Source organism: Streptomyces sp. ME19-01-6 (assembly GCF_033793745.1).
Lineage (GTDB): Bacteria > Actinomycetota > Actinomycetes > Streptomycetales > Streptomycetaceae > Streptomyces.
Window position 1 is genome coordinate 1 of sequence record NZ_JARAXF010000064.1, and the last position, 17,953, is coordinate 17,953.

A 17,953-nucleotide genomic window follows, 5' to 3' on the forward strand; every position below is an offset into this window, starting at 1 on the left:
GTCCTTGGGGAACGACACGTCATCGACCGCCCAGGCGTTTGGGCCGATCTGCGGCACCATCCGCTCGGCGATCCGCCGGCGCACCGGCACCGGATCCCACGTGGACTGGTTCACGAACTGCTGCAGGTTCTGCTCGTTGCCGTCCGGCAGCCGAGCGGCCATGGCCTGGATCGACTTGCGGCGACCGTCCATCATCAGTCCCCGCAGGTAGCAGTCGCCCTTGGCCCGCTGGTCCTTCCGCGGCACTGAGGCGAACACGTCCGCCACGAATAACGCCAACGTCGCTCGAACACGATTCACTTCATGTGCATCCACACACTCAGCGTGCCCCTGAACAAGACCGACACACAGACCTAACGGAGTCCTACTAGGGCACGTATCGAGTCGTGATCAATCGGTGGTCCGGGTGAGGTCCTTGATCCAGATCATCGAGGCGCGCAGATGGAGGCCGGCGAGGTAGCTGTCCGGGTTCTTGTCGTATCGGGTGGCGATGCCTCGCCAGGCCTTGAGCTTGTTGATCAGGCGCTCGACGGTGTTCCTCTCCTTGTAGAGGTCGGCGTCGTGGCTGACGGGCCGACCGCCCGCGGAGCCCTTCTTCTTCCGGTTGGCGGCCTGGTCCCTCTTCTCCGGGATGACTGCCTTGATGCCTCGTCTGCGCAGGTGGGCCCGGTTGGTGCGGGAGGAGTAGGCCTTGTCGGCGGCGACCGCGTCCGGCCGGGTGCGGGGGCGGCCGATGGGGCCACGGACCCGTATCTTCCCCAGCACGGGGATGAACTGCGGGCTGTCCGCAGCCTGCCCCGCGGTCAGTACCAACACCAGCGGGCGGCACTTGCGATCGGCGGCCAGGTGAACCTTGCTGGTCTGCCCGCCCCTGGAGCGTCCCAGGAGGGCGGCCTTCAGCCGGATTTTTCGCCGACGCGGGATGCGTCGTCGCTCCTCGCGCTCGGGATCGATCCCGGTGTCATGTCCGTCTTGTTCTTCGGGGCTGCCCCTTTTGACCTCGCCTTCTCCGCCTCGGCGGCAGCCTTCTCCAGCGCGTCGACGACGTCCTCGCCCAGGTGCATCCCGGCCGCGTCGTGGTGAGCACGCGCTGTGGTGGAGTCGATGCTGACCAGGGACAGGTCCACCTCACCACGCTTCGACGCTTCCGCGATCATGCCCTCCAGCAGAGCCTCGAAGACGCCGGCGTCACGCCACTGCCGGAAGCGGTTGTGGACGGTCGACCAGGCACCGAACTCCTGCGGCATCTCCCGCCACTGTCCGCCGGTCTTGAACCGCCAGATCACACCCTCGAACTGCTGCCGCAGCCGCTCGGGGTACGGGCCGTACTCGCCGATCGGCAGGTACGGCCCGATGAACTCCCACTCTGCATCCGTCAGTTGCACTCGTGTCACGGAAGAAGATCTACCGGTTCAGGCCCCGCCGCGAGGGCGAATCCCGCAGAGCCAGTCTTGTAGGCATGCAAGGGGAATGGGCCGGGGAGATGGTCGGGCCGGATGTGTGGGAGACGTGCCGGGAGTTGATCCCGGCCGGGAGCGTGTTCGCGTTCCTGGCCCAGCATCGCGAGGTGCTGTTCCCGCCAGGGATGTTTGCGGACATGTATCCCTCGTCCAACGGCCGTCCGAGTCTGCCGCCGCAGGTGCTGGCCGCAACGGTGGTGCTGCAGAGCCTGCACGGGTTGTCGGACTTCGAGACGGTTCAGGAACTGCGGTGTGACCTGCGGTGGAAGGCGGCCTGCGGGCTCGGCCTGTACGACACGGCGTTCGATCCGTCGCTGCTGACGTACTTCCGGCGTCGGCTGCGTCACTCGGCCGATCCGACGCGGATCTTCACCAAGGTCAAGGAGGTCGTGGCCGCGACCGGGGTGCTCAAGGGCAAGCAGCGGCGGGCGCTGGACTCCACCGTCCTGGACGACGCGGTGGCCACCCAGGACACCGTCACCCAGATCATCTCCGCGGTCCGCCGGGTGATCCGCGAGGTCCCCGGCGGCGAGGAGACGGCGGCGCAGTGGTGCCGCGCGCACGACTACACCGATCCGGGCAAGCCGAGGATCGCCTGGGACGACGAGCAAGCGCGGGCCGCGCTGGTCGACGCGCTGGTCACCGACGTCCTCAACCTTCTCGGGCACCTGCCCGACCAGGAACTGGGCGAGAGGGCGGCGAACGCGGTGGGCCTGCTGGCCCTGGTCGCGGGCCAGGACGTGGAGCCGGCCGAGGACTCCGACGGACGTGACGGACGCTGGCGCATCGCGAAGCGCACGGTCGCGGACCGGACCGTATCCACCGTCGATCCTCACGCACGCCACATCCACAAAAACCGCACCCGCCACCAGGACGGCTTCAAAGGGCATGCGTCCTTCGAGCCGGAGACCGGCCTGTTCACCGCGGTCGCCCTCACCAGCGGCTACGGCCCCGACAACCACGAGGCCGCCGTCGCGGCCGATCTGCTGGCCGACGAGGAGGAGGGCCAGGAGTTAACCGTGCTCGGCGACTCCGCATACGGCACCGGTGACCTGCGTGCACATCTGCAGGCCGGCGGTCACACCTTGGTGATCAAGCCGCCACCGCTGCGGCAGGCCATCCCCGGCGGCTTCACCATCGACGACTTCCACATCGACCCGGCGGTCGGCACCGCGACCTGCCCGGCCGGACACACCGCCAACCTCGGACAGATCAAAGCGAACGGCGCCCGCACCGCCCAGTTCAAGCGTCTGTGCGCCGACTGCCCCCTGCGCGGACGCTGCACCACGTCCAAGACCGGGCGCACCCTCAACGTCCACCCCCAGCACGAACTGCTCACCGCCGCCCGCCACCAGGCGGCCACCGACCCCGTCTGGCAGGACGAATACCGCAGATGGCGGCCCCCGTCGAACGCGCCATCGCCTGGCTGGTCGCCAAGGGCAACCGCCGCGTCCCCCACCGCGGCGTCATCGCCAACAACATCTGGCTCCACCACCGCGCCGCCGCCCTCAACCTCCGCCGACTGATCAACCTCGGACTCACCCGGGCCAACGGCAACTGGCACCTCACCCCGGCCACCCCATAAGCAAGAAGGGCCGTCCGGCCTACGGCCGGACAGCCCACGACAAGATCTTCAGCAGCCTTCTAGCGTCACCGGCTACCGACGTCGAACCGACCGCGTTCGATGATCGGCAGGAGGTCCACCATGCACCGGCGACAGCTTCTGCGCCACGCGCGCCTCGGTCTCGCCACCTTGATCCTCGTCACCACGAGCGCCTGCGGCTCGGCATCGCTCGGAGGCGACGACGGCGGAAGCGATGACGACACCGTCAAGATCGGTCTCCTGGTGGCACGGTCCGGGGTATATGCCTCGGTCGGGCGTGACATGGAACAGGGATTTCAGCTCTACCTCGAGCAGCACGGTGGCGAGCTCGGCGGCCGCAAGGTCGAGGTGGTGACCGTCGATGAGGGCGACAGCCCGCAAAGCGGCGTCACTGGGGCGACACGGCTGGTCCAACAGGATCAGGTCGACGCAGTGGCCGGAGTGACGACCGGGCCGACGGCACTGGGCAGCCGCGACATCTTCGACGGTTCGCAGGTGCCAGTCCTGCTGGGCAACACCGGAACAGTGCCGCTCGGTGATGAACTGGCCTCGGACTGGGTGTGGCGGGCCGCCTACGACAACGGCGACCCCGGCCGCGCGCTGGGAAAGTACCTGGCGGAAGACGGCACAGCAGGCGACGTCTACCTGATCGCTCCGGACTACTCGGCCGGGCACGAGACACTCGACGGGTTCAAGGAGACTTTTCCATCCGAGCAAATTGCAGGCGAGTCGTTCACTCCGTTCGGCACGACCTCCGACTATTCGGCATACCTGGCAAAGATCCGGGCCTCAGGTGCCAAGCAGATCTTCTGCTTCTACGCGGGCGGCGAAGCCATCGAGTTCACCACGCAGGCTGCCTCCTTCGGGATCACTCCCGACATCGAGCTGTACGGGACGTTCCTCACTGATGGTTCGGCCATCGACGCCGAAGGGGACGCCGCTCTTGGTGTCAGGAACTCCATTCGCTACAACTGGGACCTGGACAACGCTGAGAACCCGGACTTCGTCGAGGCGTATGGCGAGCAGTACGAGACGCTCCCCAGCACTCCTGCGGCGACGACGTACGACGTCGGGGCCATCCTCGACGCGGCGCTGTCCGACCTCAACGACGGCGTCGACCGGGCCGGCATCAACGAGGCGCTCGCCGACCTGGAAGTTGTCAACGGAGTGCGAGGCGAGCTGTCGTTTGACGACACGCGCACCATCGTTGGGCAGCACTACCTCACTGAGGTTCGACGAACCGATGACGGATTGCGCAACGTCACCATCGACACGTTGCCCGTGCCGTAGGGCTGCTGCGCCTACTCGGTTTCCCGGCGGGTTCGCGCCGCAAAAGTACTCCCCGGGGTCACCCTGCGCCCGCTAGGCGAGGCATAGCGTTCAAGAACTGGTAGCCGGGCACGCTGCGACCAGTCCCAATCACAGGAGGGTTCACATGACAATCACGTCGGAGTCGGGCGCGGCGCTCGAACTCGCCGCTCGAGTCGCTGATGGGATCGGTCGGGGGGTTCTGCCCGCCAAGATCTTCAATGACCAGGGCATCTATGAACTCGAGAAGTCGAAGATCTTCAGCCAGGTCTGGAACTTCCTTGCTCATGAGTCCGAACTGCCGAAGCCGGGTGACTACGTCCTCCGGGCAATTGCTGACAACTCGATCCTCGTCGCGCGCGACGAGGACGGCGTAGTGCACGCACACCTCAACATGTGCCGCCACCGCGGCAATCAGATGTGCAAGTCGGACATCGGGAACTCATCGCACTTCCGATGCTCCTACCACGGCTGGGTGTACAAGAACAGCGGCGAACTGGTCGCCGTCCCGTACCACAAGCAAGCTTTCGGTGACCAGCTCGACAAGAAGGAGTGGGGACTTCTACCTGTCAAGATCGAGACCTATGAAGGCCTGGTCTTTGGCAGCCTCAACCCCGACGTCGAGCCACTGAGTGACTTCCTCGGCGGGTTTCAGTTCTACCTCGACTACTACCTCAAGCCTGGCGAAGGCGGTGTCGAGGTGTATGGGCCGCCGGATGTGTGGGAGTCGAACTGCAACTGGAAACTGTGGGCAGAGAACGGCTCGGGCGACGGCTACCACACGCCCGTGACCCACCAGTTCGGTTTCCACCTCGGCTACTTCGCCTCTTCCGGGGCGACCCACAGCATCGGCCACGCGGCCCACATTCCGGGCAAGGGGCACGGGATCGGGCTCGGCGAGACTCCGGGACTCCCGCCCTTCATCGGGTATCCCGACGACGTCATCGCGGGACTCGACAAGACCCTGACCGCCGGTCAGAGGGAGGCGTTCAACCAGGTACGCACCGCGGTCGGGCTGGTGTTCCCGAATCTGAACTTCCTGAGCCAGCCGTTCAGCCGCATCCCGGGTGAACTAGGGGTCCGGTTCACCACGATGCGTCAGGCGCAGTCTCTCGGGCCCGGTCGGATGCGGCTGACGTCGTGGTGCCTGCTGCCGAAGGACGCGTCGCCCGAGTTCAAGGAAGAGGCGTATCGGGCATACACGCTCGCGTTCGGTCCCGGCGGGATGTTCGAACAGGATGACATGGAGAACTTCAACAACATCACCAACCAGCTGAACGGTAGCGCGATCCGCGAGGTTGACCTGCCTTACGTGATGGGGATGGACGCCGAGCCGGTGACAGACTATCCCGGCCCCGGAAAAGTGGTCAAGCCCTACATGAACGACTCGAACTTCCGCAATCTGTGGGGGACGTGGGCGGCCTACCTGCTGGGCGAGCGGGACGGGGCGGCCCAGTGACTGCCACGAACGTGAATGCTGCCGAAGCCCTTGTTGCCATGGGACCCGAGCCGGCTGTTCCCGCGGACACCGAGCGGCGCGTGCGCCACTTCCTGCACTACGAGTCGTGGCTACTCGACGAGCGTCGCTTCCGTGACTGGGTCGATCTCTTCACCGAGGATGCGCGCTACGAGCTCCCAGTCCGGGTGAACAGGGAGGAAGGGCAGGAGGCGTTCTCACGAAGCCGAGCGTTCGACGACAACAAGCAGACCTTGGAGATTCGCGTCGAGCGTCTGCATACCGAGTTCGCGTGGTCCGAGCAGCCGCCATCGCGCGTGCGCCACTACGTCGCCAACGTGATGGTGGCGCCGGGCCGGGCCTCCGACGAGTTTCACGTCGTCTCCAATGAGCTGGTGTTCCGCAGTCGGGGAGACTCGGTTGCCTACGACCTGCTCTCGGCGCAGCGTGTCGATTGCCTGCGCGATTCCCCGAACGGCCTCCGTATCTCGCGCCGTCTGGTGATGCTCGATCAGACGACGCTTGGCGCTCACAATCTTTCGATGTTCTTCTAGGCGGTGAACACGGTGACAGATCAGCAGAACGTCGACCACGAGCCCGAGCTGCGCATCGCAAACGAGTTCGCCGAGGCGGTCGTGCGAAGAGTTGCTCATGGGAACGGCACCCGGCTGCACGTCGTAGCGCCTCGTTCGGGTGCCGAATCCATGATCGACGCTGTCGTCCTGGAGGCACTGGCTGCAGTGCCGGCAGAAGAGCTCACAGCCATCCTCGTCGGGACGGTGCCTGGAAACGATCGCCCTACCGCGACCCCGGGCTGATATGTAAGGGTCGCTTGTCAAGGGCAGGGTGAGGCGCCCGTCGTGGATGCCTCCTCGGCGGGCGCCTCGTTGCTTCGCTGCCGCGGCTTGGTGAGGGCGAAATCAACCGGTCGTCGCAACACCTGGCTGTTGGGAGCAAGGGGCGTTACCCCTCGATCGTGGACACCCTGATCATTGGATCGTGAGGATCCGAAGAACAGGAGTTCCCGTTGGGGACGTCGAAGTACTCGCCTGAGTTCCGGGCGGATGCCGTCGCGCTGTACCACGCCAGTCCGGGTGGGACGTATGCGTCGGTGGCCAAGGACCTGGGTGTCAACCACGAGACGCTCCGCACGTGGGTGCGGGATGCTGAGCAGGCGGCCCGGCCCGGGGCGGGCGAGGCCACCACGATGGAGAAGGAGAACCGGCAGCTGCGGGCGCGGGTGAAAGAACTCGAGCTCGAGCGGGAGATCTTGCGGAGGGCCGCGAAGTATTTTGCGGGCGAGACCAGCTGGTGAGCAGCCGCTTCCAGTTCGTCGACGATCACCGTGGCGCCTTCGGTGTCAAGCGGCTGTGCCAGGTCCTGACCGTCTCCCGATCCGGGTTCTACCGGTGGCTGGCCGACGCGGACGCGCGGGCCGAGCGGGCCCGGGCCGATGCCGAACTCGCCGAGCGCATCACCGAGATCCACACCGAGTCCGACGGCACCTACGGGGCTCCACGCGTGACAGCCGAGCTCCGTGACGAGGGTGAGCGGGTCAACCACAAGCGGGTGGCACGCGTCATGCGGAAGTTCAACATTGTCGGACGGCACCTGCGCAAGAAGGTCCGCACCACCATCCCCGAGCCGGCTGCGACGCCGGTGCCGGACCTGCTGCGGCGCGACTTCACCGCGATCGCACCGAACACCCGGTACGTGGGCGACATAACCTACCTGCCCATCGGAGGCGGTCAATTCCTTTACCTCGCCACGGCGTTGGACCTGTGCTCGAAGCGACTGGCGGGCTGGTCGATCGCCGACCACATGCGCACCTCGCTGGTCACCGACGCACTCAAGGCCGCGGCCGCGGTCCGGGGCGCCGACGGCCTGCGCGGGGCGATCTTCCACAGCGATAACGGGGCGCAATACGCCTCCAAGGAGTTCGCCCAGGTCTGCGAGGACCTCGGTGTGGTCAGGTCGCGCGGTGCGGTGGGCACCAGCGCGGACAACGCCGCCGCGGAATCGCTGAACGCATCCCTGAAACGGGAGACGCTGCAGGGGAAGAAGCGGTGGACCGGGGCGCGCGAGGCCCGGCTCGCGGTCTTCCGCTGGGCGACCCGCTACAACACCCGAAGAAGGCACTCCCGCCTCGGCCAGATCAGCCCGATCGCCTTCGAGCAACGATCAACTCGCTGGCCTCTGCCGCATGACAACCGGTGTCTACGACCAAGGGTCAGGGCCCGTGGCAACCAGGTCACCGGCGTAGGTCAGCTCGCCGGTGGCATCGGTGCCGAAGACCACGTCCAGGAGTGTTCTGGTCCCGCAGGCCACCAGCGCGATCAGCCGCAGCATCGGGTAACCGGCCGGCCCGTTCGGCCCGGCTTTCGCCTTGGGGAACACCGACACGTTCGCGGGCGTGTCCGGCAGTGGTATCTGGGTGCCGTCGATCGCGACCACCAGCCTGTCCGAGAACCGTGTCACCTGTGTCGCGGTCACCGCTGCGGGGCCTTTGACCAGGTCGAACAGTGCTTTCAACGGCTTGGGACCGACCCGTCGCATCGCAGCCGTGATCGACGAAGGCGCCGGTGAGGGCAGCGGCACAGGGAGCGAGGCGGTCAGATGGGACCAGACCCGCGTCCAGCCTTGCCCGGTGAACAGCGCGCCTGCGAGGAGGAGGTAGATCACCACCCGGGACGGAAGCCGCCGCATCCGATGCTGCATACCGCCCGCACAGGCGAGTGCCTCATCGACGAGCTCGAACGGAACAACCTGGGTCAACTCGCCCAGGTGCCCCACGGCCAACGCGCCGGGAGCATGCGTGATGACAGAATCGGACACTGCAGCCCTTGTGGAGGAACACGAGTCTTGGCGGACCCGAGAACCACTACAGGGGCTGCACCCGTATCCAGGGCTTCGGCCCGGTTGTAACGGTGGAGTGGTGACGGCGAGGTTGTCTCGCCGTCCGGGGCAAGCCTTCGTTACGGGGCCAAGGCGTCACGCAGCACTGCGGCCAGACGTTCCCGCGCGACGCGTGCGGACTTGGGGTATTCGATGACCCAGTCGACCTTCACGGTAATCACGCCGTCGGCGTTTGACACGATGACGTCCCCGGTGCGGTGGAAGCTGTCGACTCGATCGCGGATCCTTTGACGCTGCTGCGAGTTCAGTCCAGTGCAAGTGGTGACGTCGAGGCTGAGTTCGGTGATGAATCCGCCCAGGGTGGGATCGGCCCGGCCGATCGACGGGTCCGCGGGGAGGTTCCAACGCAGTTGGTCTTCGGGGATGATGATCGACTCGTTGACGTGAAGCGCTGATGACATTCGTTTAGAGTCCCACGGCCGCTCATCCTCGGCCCGGGGCTTCGGCGTAGACGCGTGACGCGCGGTTTGTGATCACTTGAAGCCGAGGAGTGCGAGGGGTCGTCGGGGATCGCGGGCGTAGTGGCGGAGGCCGGCCGCAATGTTCTTCGTTTCGGCTGCTCGGAGGGCTCCGATGGCGAGGTTGCGCCAGGTGGCCATCGCGCGGGGCGCGTTGACGGTCCGCAGCTGGGAGGCGTCCTCGGTGAAGGTCGTGTCGCGGACATGGTGCAGGACCTCGATCGCCCAGTGGTCGCGGACGAGCCGGGCCAGCTGGGACGGGGTGCCCAGTTCGGCGGCCAGCCTGGTGACGGCGTAGACCGTCTTGACGGTGGTCTTGCCGGTCTTGCGGTCGGTTCGGCAGCGCTTGATCTGGACGGCCTGGCGGGCTCCGGGGAAGAGGAGGTTGTTCACCGTGGCGACCTTGATCCGACGGATCTCCGAGCGACCGTGGCCGACGCCCCGGGTGCTTCCCTGAAGCGCGATGTCCTTCCAGGGAAGGGACTTGAGCTGTCTGCGCAGCTTCTTCTGGTTGCCCTTGGCGATCACGATGTAGTGCGCTGCGCGGCCGAGGAGGTAGTCGGCGTGCTCGCGCTGGGTGTGCATGGCGTCGCTGGTGACCACGACGCCGACCAGGTCGGCGATGGTGTCCAGCAGCGGCTGGAAACAGGTGATCTCGTTGGTCTTCTCGCCGACGTCCAACTGGTGTCCGCGTACAAGTGAACGTGCACCACCTCGTACGGATGAGAGTGCACCAAAGTTAATGCGGTGGCGGGTGGGTGCCGCGAGTCTTCTGCTGTCGGTTTCGGGGTGGCAGAGGGGCGGCTGAGGTGGTCTTGGATCCGCATCGCTGGCTGGAGTTGAGGCGGTTCCGCGGTCTGTACGAGTCCGGTGCGATGAGCCTGCGGGAGATCGCGAAGGAGACTGGGCTCAACCGCCGTACGGTCACGAAGTACTTGTCGGGCGAGGCTCCAGTCGCACCGCCGAAACGGACGGTGGATGGCCGGCAGCATCGACGGGCGGTCGACGAGGTCGCCCTGCTCATCGACGGGATGCTCAGGTCGGAAATCCTGCTGAAGGCATCCGTAATCCATGAGCGCCTGGTGTCGGAGTACGGGGTCACCATCAACTACCAACGGGTCAAGATCTACCTTCAGGAGGCCCGGCCGCGGATCGCCGAGGAGCTCGGCATCAGCCCGGGCGAACTGGCCGGCCTGCACCGGCGGTTCGAGGTGGTCCCGGGCGCCCAAGCCCAGGTCGACTGGGGGGATGAGGGCAAGATCCTCGCCCACGTCGGGATCCCCAAGGTCTACTCGTTCCACATGACGCTGTCGTACTCACGCGACCCGTTCTGCTGCTTCACCACCAGCCAGGACCTGACAAGCTTCTTCGACTGCCACCGGGCCGCATTCGCGCACTTCGGCGGGGTGCCGATGACGATCGTCTACGACCGCACCAAGACCGTCGTGCGCCGACACGTCGCGCCGGGCGAGGCAGTCCCGCTGCACCCGGAAGCCGTCGCGTTCGCCGGGCACTACGACTTCGACATCGACGTGCTGGCCGCCTACCGGCCTCAGGGCAAGGGCCGGGTCGAGCGGCAAGTCCTAATCGTCCGCGACCATGTGCTGGCCGGACGGGCTTTCTCCTCGATCGACGAGATGAACGCCGCCTTCTTGGCCTGGGTGCCGCTGCGGCGGGCGAAGGTGCACGGCACCCACAGCGAGATCATCGGACACCGGGCGGTGCGGGATCACGTGGCCCTGCGGCCACTGCCGCCGACTCCCTATGTGGTGGCCCAACGGCATCTGCGGCACGTCGGGAAGGACTGCCTGGTCGCCTTCGACGCAAACCTCTACTCGGTGCCCGCCCGCAAGGTCCGCCCACGCCAGCTGGTCGAGATCCGGGTGACCAAGTCACAGGTCACCCTGCACTCCACCGCTGCCGGCGCCGACGGGGAAACCCTGCTGGCCACCCATCCACGGGCGGTCGGCCGCGGCGCCCGGATCGTGGACGAGAGGCACTGGGACGGGCTGCCCACCGGAGCTGGACGTCGCGTCACCACCGGCGATGCCATGCCCCCGCCCCGCCGCAACCAGCCTCTGGGGCCTGCGGCCGGCCCGCTGCAAGCCCTGTTGAACCGGGCCGCTGCCGCCAGCGTCGAGGTCGGCCGCCGCCCGCTGTCCGTCTACGACGAACTGACCGGCACCCGCCCCTTCACCACCAACCCAACGACAAGGGAACTCTCTTGAGCCAGCTGACCGGCAATCGCATCCGCATCACGGCTGGCAAGCTCGGTCTGCCTCATCTCGCGGAGACCATCAACGAGTTCACCCGCCGGGCCGACGAGGCGAAGATGGGCTACCTCGACTTCCTCGACCTGGTCCTTTCTGAGGAACTCGCGGTCCGTGAGGACCGCCGCTTCCGCAGCGGACTGCGGACGTCGAAGCTGCCGCACCACAAGACGCTGGATGAGTACGACTTCTCCTTCCAGCCCGACCTCGACCCCCGCAAGATCAAGGACCTCGCCACCCTCTCGTTCGTCGAGGCCAAGGCCAACGCAGCCCTGCTCGGGCCGCCCGGGGTCGGCAAGACGCATATCGCCGTCGCCCTCGCGGTCGCGGCCTGCCGGGCCGGTTACTCGATCTACTTCACGACCCTCGACGACATAGTCCGCAGCCTCAAGACCGCCGAAGCCGCCGGGCGGCTGGTCAACAAGCTCGGCACCTACCTGCGGCCCAGCGTTCTCGTGGTCGATGAGGTCGGCTACCAGCCCCTCGAACGCGCCGAGGCGAATCTGGTCTTCCAGGTGATCTCCAAGCGCTACGAGAAGGGCTCCATCATCCTGACCTCGAACAAGACCTTCGGAGAATGGGGACAGGTGTTCGGAGATGAGGTCCTCGCCACCGCGATCCTCGACCGCCTCCTGCACCACTGCGAGGTCGTCTCCATCAACGGCAACAGCTGCCGGCTGAAGAACCGCCTTCAAGCTATCGAGCGGGACACCGACGTGGCTTGAGCAGTGGTGCACATACCTCTGTACTTGGTGGTGCACTCAGGCGAGTACGGGGACAACTGGGCAAGGACCAGGCCGGTGGTGTGATCCAGCGCGGCAAGCAGATGGATCTTCCGGTCCTTCGCCTTGGCCGCGCCACGCAGGCTCTTACCGTCCACAGCCAGGCCGCGCAGCCCGGCGGCCCCGGTCGTCTTCGGTCGGCGGTCCGCGAGCCAGCTCCCGACGGCTCGGTCCAGGGCATCGCCGTCGATGCGGGCCAGCAGCCGGCGGACCGTGGTCTCGGCGGGGAGGACCCGCCTGGGCAGAAGCGGATCGGTGTGGGCACCGACCTGTTCCAGGACATACTCCGGGGCATCCGCGATCCACTCACCGACCGCCAGCAGCGAGGTCGCTCCGACCAGCACCGCGCACGCGGTGAGTGCGAGCACGACGGCCAGGCGATGGCGCACCCCGCGCGGATCACGCGGGTCCGGCACCTTGGCCAGCCGCTCCAGCAGGCCCGGGACTTCCTCTCGTTCGACCTGTAGTTTCTCGCGCAGTTGGTCAAGGGCAGGCGGGATCGGCGATGGTGCGTCGGCAGGCACGGTCTTCCACTTGGGTCACGGGGCGTAGAGAACTCCATGATCTTGTAAGCCGTGCCTGTCACGTTCCGAGAGCGCGCTGAGCCAACAGATCACCACGAACCGGGCGTCACGCGACTACGCCGAAGCCCTGCACCCGTATCACCAGCCGAAACGCCGAGCATTGCGCCGCCAGTCGAACCCCTAACCGAACGGCGTGACTCTGTTGGTGATCTTCCGAGGTCATGCGGTGGCGGTGCACAGTGCGTGGAAACGTGTTGACCGGCGGTGGGTGGTCGTGGGCTCGGCGATCCAGTCGGCGATGCGGGTGAGGTTGCAGGCCAGGGCCGTCAGGACGTGCTGGACGTGGGTTCTGGCGAGGCCGCGGTAGCGGGTGCGGCGCAGGCCGCAGGTGCGGACGTTCTGGGAGAGGGTGGCTTCGATCCCGGCGCGGATCGCGTAACGCCGCTGCCAGTCCCTGGTCTGCTGGTCCAGCCGGCTGCGGGTCTGGATTTCGTGGAGTTCGCGGGTGGGCAGGAGCGCGAGTGCGCGGGGCCGGGTGGCTGAGGTGGTGCACTGGGGGCGGTCGGGGCAGGCCAGGCAGGTGGTCTTGTCAAAGCGGACCTGGATGTAGTCGTGTCCGTCGATGCGCAGTGGCCCCCAGTTCCGGCTGACCTGCCCGCGAGGGCAGGTGGCCTGCTCGTTGTCCCAGTCCACGGCGAAGGCGGACTTGTCGAAGCCGCCACCGCTTTTGGCCTGGTGGCTGTGGTCGGGGACCACCGGGCCCAGCAGGGTGATGCCGTGGACCCGGCGGGCGCGTTCGATCCGGGCCGGGGCGATGTAGGCGGCATCGACGACATGTTCGGACGGGACAAGGCGGGCGTCGGCGAGGTCGCCGTGGATCTGCTCTGTGAGTTCGCCGTCCTGCACCGGGGCGATCGTGGTGGCCACGTGGATGGCCACCTCGGGCCGGTCGGTGTCGCAGGTCTCGGTCAGGTGGACCCGGTAGCCGCTCCAAGCGGTGTCCCGCTTGACGCAGTAGTGGGCGTCGGTGTCGTAAGGGGAGTCGAACCGCAGGTGAGCCGGGGGCAGCGCGTGACCGTCGCGCCAGCGCAGCCGTCCGCGTGGCTCCCAGTAGTAGTGATGGACCCAGACCTGACGCAGGATCTCCACCTGCGGTAACGCCCGCAGCCGGGGCGGAGCGTGGGATGCCCAGACGGCGGTGAGGATCTTCTGGCCGTCCCGGCCGAAGGTCTCCGCCATCGCGGTGACCGCGGCTTTCCCGCCGGGGACCTTGCCGATCTCGACTTTACGCCCGTAGCGCTTGCGCCACTCCGGCTCGATCAAGGGCAGCAGCCAGTCCTCGTCGGCCTCGGCCAGCTCCTCCAACGCGGCCCGAAGTGTCTCGCCGGCCAGCTCCAGCCGGCTGAGGGTGCGGACCGCCGCAAGCACGTGGGTGGCATCGGTGCGCTGACGGCCCCCGGATTTCAGCAGCCCGGCCTCCACCAGCCGTTTCAGCATCACCCGCAGCAGCCGGTCAGCGGCATCCCCCTCCGCCAGCCGGGCCCGGAACTCACTGAGCACCGAGTAGTCGAACCCCGGATCCTCCAGTTCCAGACCCAGCGCGTACTTGAAGTCGATCCTCGTGCGCACGGCATCCGCCGCAGCACGGTCCGACAGGTTCTCCGCGAACTGCAACACCGACACCAGCGCCAACTGCCCCGGCGAGAACCCCGGACGGCCATCAGACGGATACAGCCCGGCGAACTCCTCATCCTCAAACAGCACATCCAACCGATCCCGCACCAGCATCGCCGGCGTCCCCTTCGGACACGCCGCCCACGCCGTACGCACCGTCCTCACCGGAATCCGCTGAAAACTCCTCGGCCGTAACGACACCACACCCACACCCCCCGAACCCGAGGCCACCCCGCACTCCTCCAGCAGAGCACCCCACAGCCCCGCCGTCAGCATCCCGGACAAGATCACCAACAGAGTCACGGCATTGGGGCTAGCAGGCGTACTTTTTCGATCTCCCAACTGGTCGTTATGACGAGGTCATCGCCCCCAGCGGTCGGCGATCAGCCCGATCGTTGTCAGCTTGATCACGGTCAAGATTTCCAAGGTGCTACCCCCGTGGCTGACGGAACGAACCTTCGGCTGAATATGCTTCAACATCCGTGGGACCTACTTCATCATCAGTACAACGTCTCGAGATAGACGCGTTCCGCCAAGGCATCGCCTTCTGCGGCGCTGATTGGCAGGTCCGAGTTCTGATCGGCAAACATCTTGCCGATGGTTGGCACTTCGTTCCGCTCAACTCTGGTTTCCGGGTTCCAGAGCGAGGAACGAATAAGAGCCTTTCCGCAGTGAATATATATGTCGGTGACCTCAATCTCGAGCACGACCGGTGGCAACTTTCCTCTGGCTGTGCAACTCGCGGCGACATCCGCATCGGCGATAATCGATGCGAGACCTTTCACTCGCAGCGTTTCACGTATGCCGGGGATCATGAACAGAAGTGATATCTTTGGGTTGTCCAGAAGATTGTGCAGGCCATTAATCTGGTTGTTACCCGGGCGGTCCGGCAACAAAATGGTATGCTGGTCGATGACTGTGGCGAAGCCTGGGGCGTCTCCCTTAGGCGACACGCAGGGCATACCGTCGACATCGCTCGTCCCGACAACGACAAATGGCGATCGACGGATGAACGTCGCATAATGCTCATGGATGTAGGTCAGGTGCGCCCTCAAACCCACATCTGCTGCTGGTCCGTAGAACTCCTGCAACGCCTCGTGTGTCGCGAAACGGCCTGATGCAGGCCGACTTCCTGTTACCGTGTTCATCCCAGCGGCGATGTCATCTGACATTGCATGCCACCTCTCTCCTAGAAGTGCCAGCCTAACCTTCCGGGCCGCTTCGCAATCATGGTGCTCGACAAGTTGCTTCACAGCAAGATCGATTCGTCAACGGCGTGCACGGTACAATCCTGCGCTGCTGCCAGTACCAATCAATTGAAGAACCGGCTGATTTCATCAAGACGAACTTTGCAGCAGCCAAGGCAAATTCAACTCGATCTTGCGCGCGGCAATTTGTTTGCCCTCAGGCCTCGACGACCCTGCGCTGCCCATCCTCGTCGATGGGGTACTGGATGTTGGGCTCGGCCTTGATCACGAGGGTGGTTGTTTCCTCGATTGAGGTTTCGACGTGGTCTTCACCGGGGGTGACGAAGTAGAAGTCACCCGCTTCGACCTTGCGTTCTTGATCGCCTGAGCGCCAGAGCGCCGAGCCTTCAACGATGAAGACGGCAACCCAGGTCTCGTGGCGGTGTCGGCTCAGTTCGTAGTTGGCTGGCCACTTGACAAGGGAGAAGGAGATGCCGTGCCCGTCGTACCACAGCTTGCAGCGGTCGACGGCGTGACCGACGACATCCTCATGAATCCACTCGCGTTCGTGGACCTGCGTGAACTTTGGCATTGCGTGCTCCTCCGTGACTACCAGATGACCCGCCAATAGCTTTGTCTGCGAGAGAGTGTAGGGCGCTCGCGATGCAGCCCTCTGTCACCCGAACGTGGACAATTGCGCCTCGCTAGCCGCTCTTTGGTGTACGCGCCCGCCGTTATCTACGGCGCCGTTGGCCGAGACCAGGATGGTGTCGGCCACGGCCAGTGCGGCCCGGACTGGGTGGCGCCGATGAGGCGTGCGTCCCCGCACGTTTGCGAGGAGACCAATCACATCCCCTGCGATGTCACGAATCCCTCTGCCGTCGAGAGCGCGCTACGCACGGCGGCAAGCGATAGCGGCGCCATCGACATAGTCGTCCTTGCTGCCGGTCGCTTCCCCAACCGCTCGTTGTCGGAGTGGACGCTCGGGCAGTTCGAGCAGCTATGGCGGTTGAACGTCGGCGGCGCCTTCACCATCGTGCAGGCGGCAGTCCCGTATCTCCGTGAGTCCAGCCAGGGACGGAGTCGGTCGTCGCAGAGCAGCCCGTCGCCCAGCGTCAGGCCGCTGCCCTCGAGCCAGGTTGTGGCTGGGCGTGCCCCGACGCCGACGACCACCGCGTCGGCGGGGACGAAGGTGCCGTCGGTGAGGTTGGCTCCGGTGACCCGGCCGGCCGTGCCGCGAGGCGGGCGACACCGATCCCGGAGGTGACGTGCGCACCGTGGGCGCGGTGGATCTCGGTCCAGGCGGCGCCTTGGTGGGCTCCGAGGACGCGGCCCATGAGCACCGGTTCGCGTTCGACGATGGTGACGTGTTTGCCGACCTGCCGGCAGGCGGAGGCGATCTCGGCGCCGATGAACCCGCCGCCGATGACCAGCACGTGGTCGGCGCGTTCGAGGTCGGCGCGCAGGCCGGGCAGGTGGGCGGCTTCACGGAGCACGTGGACCCCGGCCAGCCCTGCAGGAATGCTGGCCAGATCGGCTCGGCTCCGGTCGCGATGAACAGGCCGTCGAAGGCCATCGTGGTGTTGTCGTCGAGTGCGAGCTGTTTGATCGGCCGGGTGCAGTTGCCCTGCTCGGCGGCCGAGTCGCAGCTCGAATGAAGCCAGGTCGTCGTCTGTGCACAGCGCGAACTCGGCAGGCTCGGCGCTGTGGGTCAAGGCGTGCTTGGACAGGAACGTGCGGTCGTAGGGCAGTGTGTGTTCGGCGCTCAGCAGCGAGGTACCTCCCTCGTATCCTCGTGCAGAGCAGCGGTGGGGACGAGCAGAAGGTCGCTGCTGGCTGGTTCTACTTCGTTCCCCCGGTGAGGAGCACATCGAGACGTCCATCGAGGAGACCCAGGTGCTGGTCGTGAAGGCAGAGCCGAACATCCAGTACCAGATCGACTCAGACGGCAACATGAAATGACCCGGGTACCGACCCGCGGGTGGCGGACGCGACGCCGCCTCGCTGAAGGCGGAGGCCGCGTCGGCACGTCTGCCCCGGGGCATCCTTGCGGCGGTCCCGCATTTTCGTCTGCCCCGCGTGCCGTCGCCGTCAGTCCACCAACGTGAGCTCTCGCGCGGTGGCCTGGAGCGACCAGACGTCCTCCTTGAGGACGAATCCTTGACTGAGGTGACCCCCGGAATGTAGACACAGGGGTTTATGCCGCGAGCGAGAGTTTAGCGGTCGTGTGATGCTGCTGTTCGAACTGCATCGGCGACAGATAGGCCAGCGCGCTGTGACGCCGTCGCGCGGTGTAGTACGTGAGCCACCGGAAG

General features: G+C 66.1%; 15 protein-coding genes and 4 pseudogenes. 9 read left to right on the forward strand and 10 right to left on the reverse strand.

Annotated elements, in window-relative coordinates; all coding sequences use genetic code 11:
* Positions 1–315, reverse strand: a 315-nt coding sequence (locus PV419_RS52090; protein WP_319701112.1) for a transposase, incomplete at its 3' end; no start/stop codon positions are given.
* A 75-nt stretch (positions 316–390) separates the two neighbouring features.
* Positions 391–1,394 (reverse strand): annotated as a pseudogene (locus PV419_RS52095) (IS5 family transposase).
* A gap of 65 nt (positions 1,395–1,459) precedes the next feature.
* Between PV419_RS52095 and PV419_RS52100 the strand changes: the two are divergent.
* The 6 genes and pseudogenes from PV419_RS52100 to PV419_RS52125 all read left to right on the forward strand — a co-directional run.
* A pseudogene (locus tag PV419_RS52100) lies at positions 1,460–3,045 on the forward strand (IS1182 family transposase).
* A 120-nt stretch (positions 3,046–3,165) separates the two neighbouring features.
* Positions 3,166–4,353, forward strand: a complete 1,188-nt coding sequence (locus tag PV419_RS52105) for an ABC transporter substrate-binding protein (RefSeq protein ID WP_319701113.1) — start codon at positions 3,166–3,168, stop codon at positions 4,351–4,353.
* A gap of 145 nt (positions 4,354–4,498) precedes the next feature.
* Entirely contained in the window at positions 4,499–5,830 is a 1,332-nt protein-coding gene (locus PV419_RS52110; RefSeq protein ID WP_319701114.1) for an aromatic ring-hydroxylating oxygenase subunit alpha, read from the forward strand.
* Complete coding sequence (locus PV419_RS52115) at positions 5,827–6,381, forward strand: 3-phenylpropionate/cinnamic acid dioxygenase subunit beta (RefSeq protein WP_319701115.1); 555 nt, start codon at positions 5,827–5,829, stop codon at positions 6,379–6,381. The genes PV419_RS52110 and PV419_RS52115 overlap by 4 nt, the downstream gene beginning before the upstream one ends.
* Before the next feature lie 3 nt (positions 6,382–6,384).
* Entirely contained in the window at positions 6,385–6,645 is a 261-nt protein-coding gene (locus PV419_RS52120; RefSeq protein ID WP_319701116.1) for a hypothetical protein, read from the forward strand.
* Between the two features lie 209 nt (positions 6,646–6,854).
* Positions 6,855–8,011: pseudogene (locus PV419_RS52125) on the forward strand (IS3 family transposase); the annotation flags it as partial.
* A 33-nt stretch (positions 8,012–8,044) separates the two neighbouring features.
* Here the strand turns inward: PV419_RS52125 and PV419_RS53710 are convergent.
* The 3 genes from PV419_RS53710 to PV419_RS52135 all read right to left on the reverse strand — a co-directional run bounded on the left by PV419_RS53710 (position 8,045) and on the right by PV419_RS52135 (position 9,882).
* Positions 8,045–8,662 carry a transposase domain-containing protein gene (locus PV419_RS53710; RefSeq protein WP_415925571.1) on the reverse strand — a complete coding sequence of 206 codons (618 nt, stop codon included), beginning with the start codon at positions 8,660–8,662 and terminating at the stop codon, positions 8,045–8,047.
* Positions 8,663–8,802: 140 nt separating this feature from the next.
* A complete protein-coding gene (locus PV419_RS52130; RefSeq protein WP_319701117.1) occupies positions 8,803–9,144 on the reverse strand; it encodes a hypothetical protein in 342 nt (113 codons plus the stop codon).
* 72 nt (positions 9,145–9,216) lie between these two features.
* Entirely contained in the window at positions 9,217–9,882 is a 666-nt protein-coding gene (locus PV419_RS52135) for an ISAs1 family transposase (protein ID WP_319701118.1), read from the reverse strand.
* 128 nt (positions 9,883–10,010) lie between these two features.
* Here PV419_RS52135 and istA point away from each other — a divergent pair, with 128 nt between their 5' ends.
* Together istA and istB are read left to right on the forward strand one after the other, a co-directional pair.
* Positions 10,011–11,429 carry an IS21 family transposase gene (gene istA / locus PV419_RS52140; protein ID WP_319701119.1) on the forward strand — a complete coding sequence of 473 codons (1,419 nt, stop codon included), beginning with the start codon at positions 10,011–10,013 and terminating at the stop codon, positions 11,427–11,429.
* Complete coding sequence (gene istB / locus PV419_RS52145; RefSeq protein ID WP_319701120.1) at positions 11,426–12,196, forward strand: IS21-like element helper ATPase IstB; 771 nt, start codon at positions 11,426–11,428, stop codon at positions 12,194–12,196. The genes istA and istB overlap by 4 nt, the downstream gene beginning before the upstream one ends.
* On the opposite strand, the gene PV419_RS52150 is transcribed toward istB, so the two are convergent.
* The 4 genes from PV419_RS52150 to PV419_RS52165 form a co-directional block, all read right to left on the reverse strand.
* A complete protein-coding gene (locus PV419_RS52150; protein ID WP_319701121.1) occupies positions 12,163–12,777 on the reverse strand; it encodes a transposase family protein in 615 nt (204 codons plus the stop codon). The genes istB and PV419_RS52150 overlap by 34 nt on opposite strands.
* 219 nt (positions 12,778–12,996) lie before the next feature.
* Positions 12,997–14,727 (reverse strand): IS1182 family transposase, encoded by a 1,731-nt coding sequence (locus tag PV419_RS52155; RefSeq protein WP_415925572.1) that lies wholly within the window; start codon positions 14,725–14,727, stop codon positions 12,997–12,999.
* Between the two features lie 224 nt (positions 14,728–14,951).
* Positions 14,952–15,623, reverse strand: coding sequence for an MSMEG_1061 family FMN-dependent PPOX-type flavoprotein (locus tag PV419_RS52160; protein ID WP_319701122.1), 672 nt, complete (start codon positions 15,621–15,623; stop codon positions 14,952–14,954).
* Positions 15,624–15,855: 232 nt separating this feature from the next.
* Positions 15,856–16,230, reverse strand: a complete 375-nt coding sequence (locus PV419_RS52165) for a cupin domain-containing protein (RefSeq protein WP_319701123.1) — start codon at positions 16,228–16,230, stop codon at positions 15,856–15,858.
* Positions 16,231–16,446: 216 nt separating this feature from the next.
* Here PV419_RS52165 and PV419_RS53715 point away from each other — a divergent pair, with 216 nt between their 5' ends.
* Positions 16,447–16,905 carry an SDR family NAD(P)-dependent oxidoreductase gene (locus PV419_RS53715; RefSeq protein ID WP_415925573.1) on the forward strand — a complete coding sequence of 153 codons (459 nt, stop codon included), beginning with the start codon at positions 16,447–16,449 and terminating at the stop codon, positions 16,903–16,905.
* 28 nt (positions 16,906–16,933) lie between these two features.
* Here PV419_RS53715 and PV419_RS53720 read toward each other — a convergent pair.
* Positions 16,934–17,683 (reverse strand): annotated as a pseudogene (locus tag PV419_RS53720) (FAD-dependent oxidoreductase); the annotation flags it as partial.
* Positions 17,684–17,953 lie beyond the last annotated feature (270 nt).

Coding starts and splice junctions, on each gene's coding strand:
- PV419_RS52160 (WP_319701122.1), bottom strand. CDS start 15,623: ATGTCAGATGACATCGCCGCTGGGATGAACACGGTAACAGGAAGTCGG.
- PV419_RS52110 (WP_319701114.1), top strand. CDS start 4,499: ATGACAATCACGTCGGAGTCGGGCGCGGCGCTCGAACTCGCCGCTCGA.
- PV419_RS52105 (WP_319701113.1), top strand. CDS start 3,166: ATGCACCGGCGACAGCTTCTGCGCCACGCGCGCCTCGGTCTCGCCACC.
- PV419_RS52155 (WP_415925572.1), bottom strand. CDS start 14,727: ATGCTGACGGCGGGGCTGTGGGGTGCTCTGCTGGAGGAGTGCGGGGTG.
- PV419_RS53715 (WP_415925573.1), top strand. CDS start 16,447: ATGAGGCGTGCGTCCCCGCACGTTTGCGAGGAGACCAATCACATCCCC.
- PV419_RS52165 (WP_319701123.1), bottom strand. CDS start 16,230: ATGCCAAAGTTCACGCAGGTCCACGAACGCGAGTGGATTCATGAGGAT.
- PV419_RS52130 (WP_319701117.1), bottom strand. CDS start 9,144: ATGTCATCAGCGCTTCACGTCAACGAGTCGATCATCATCCCCGAAGAC.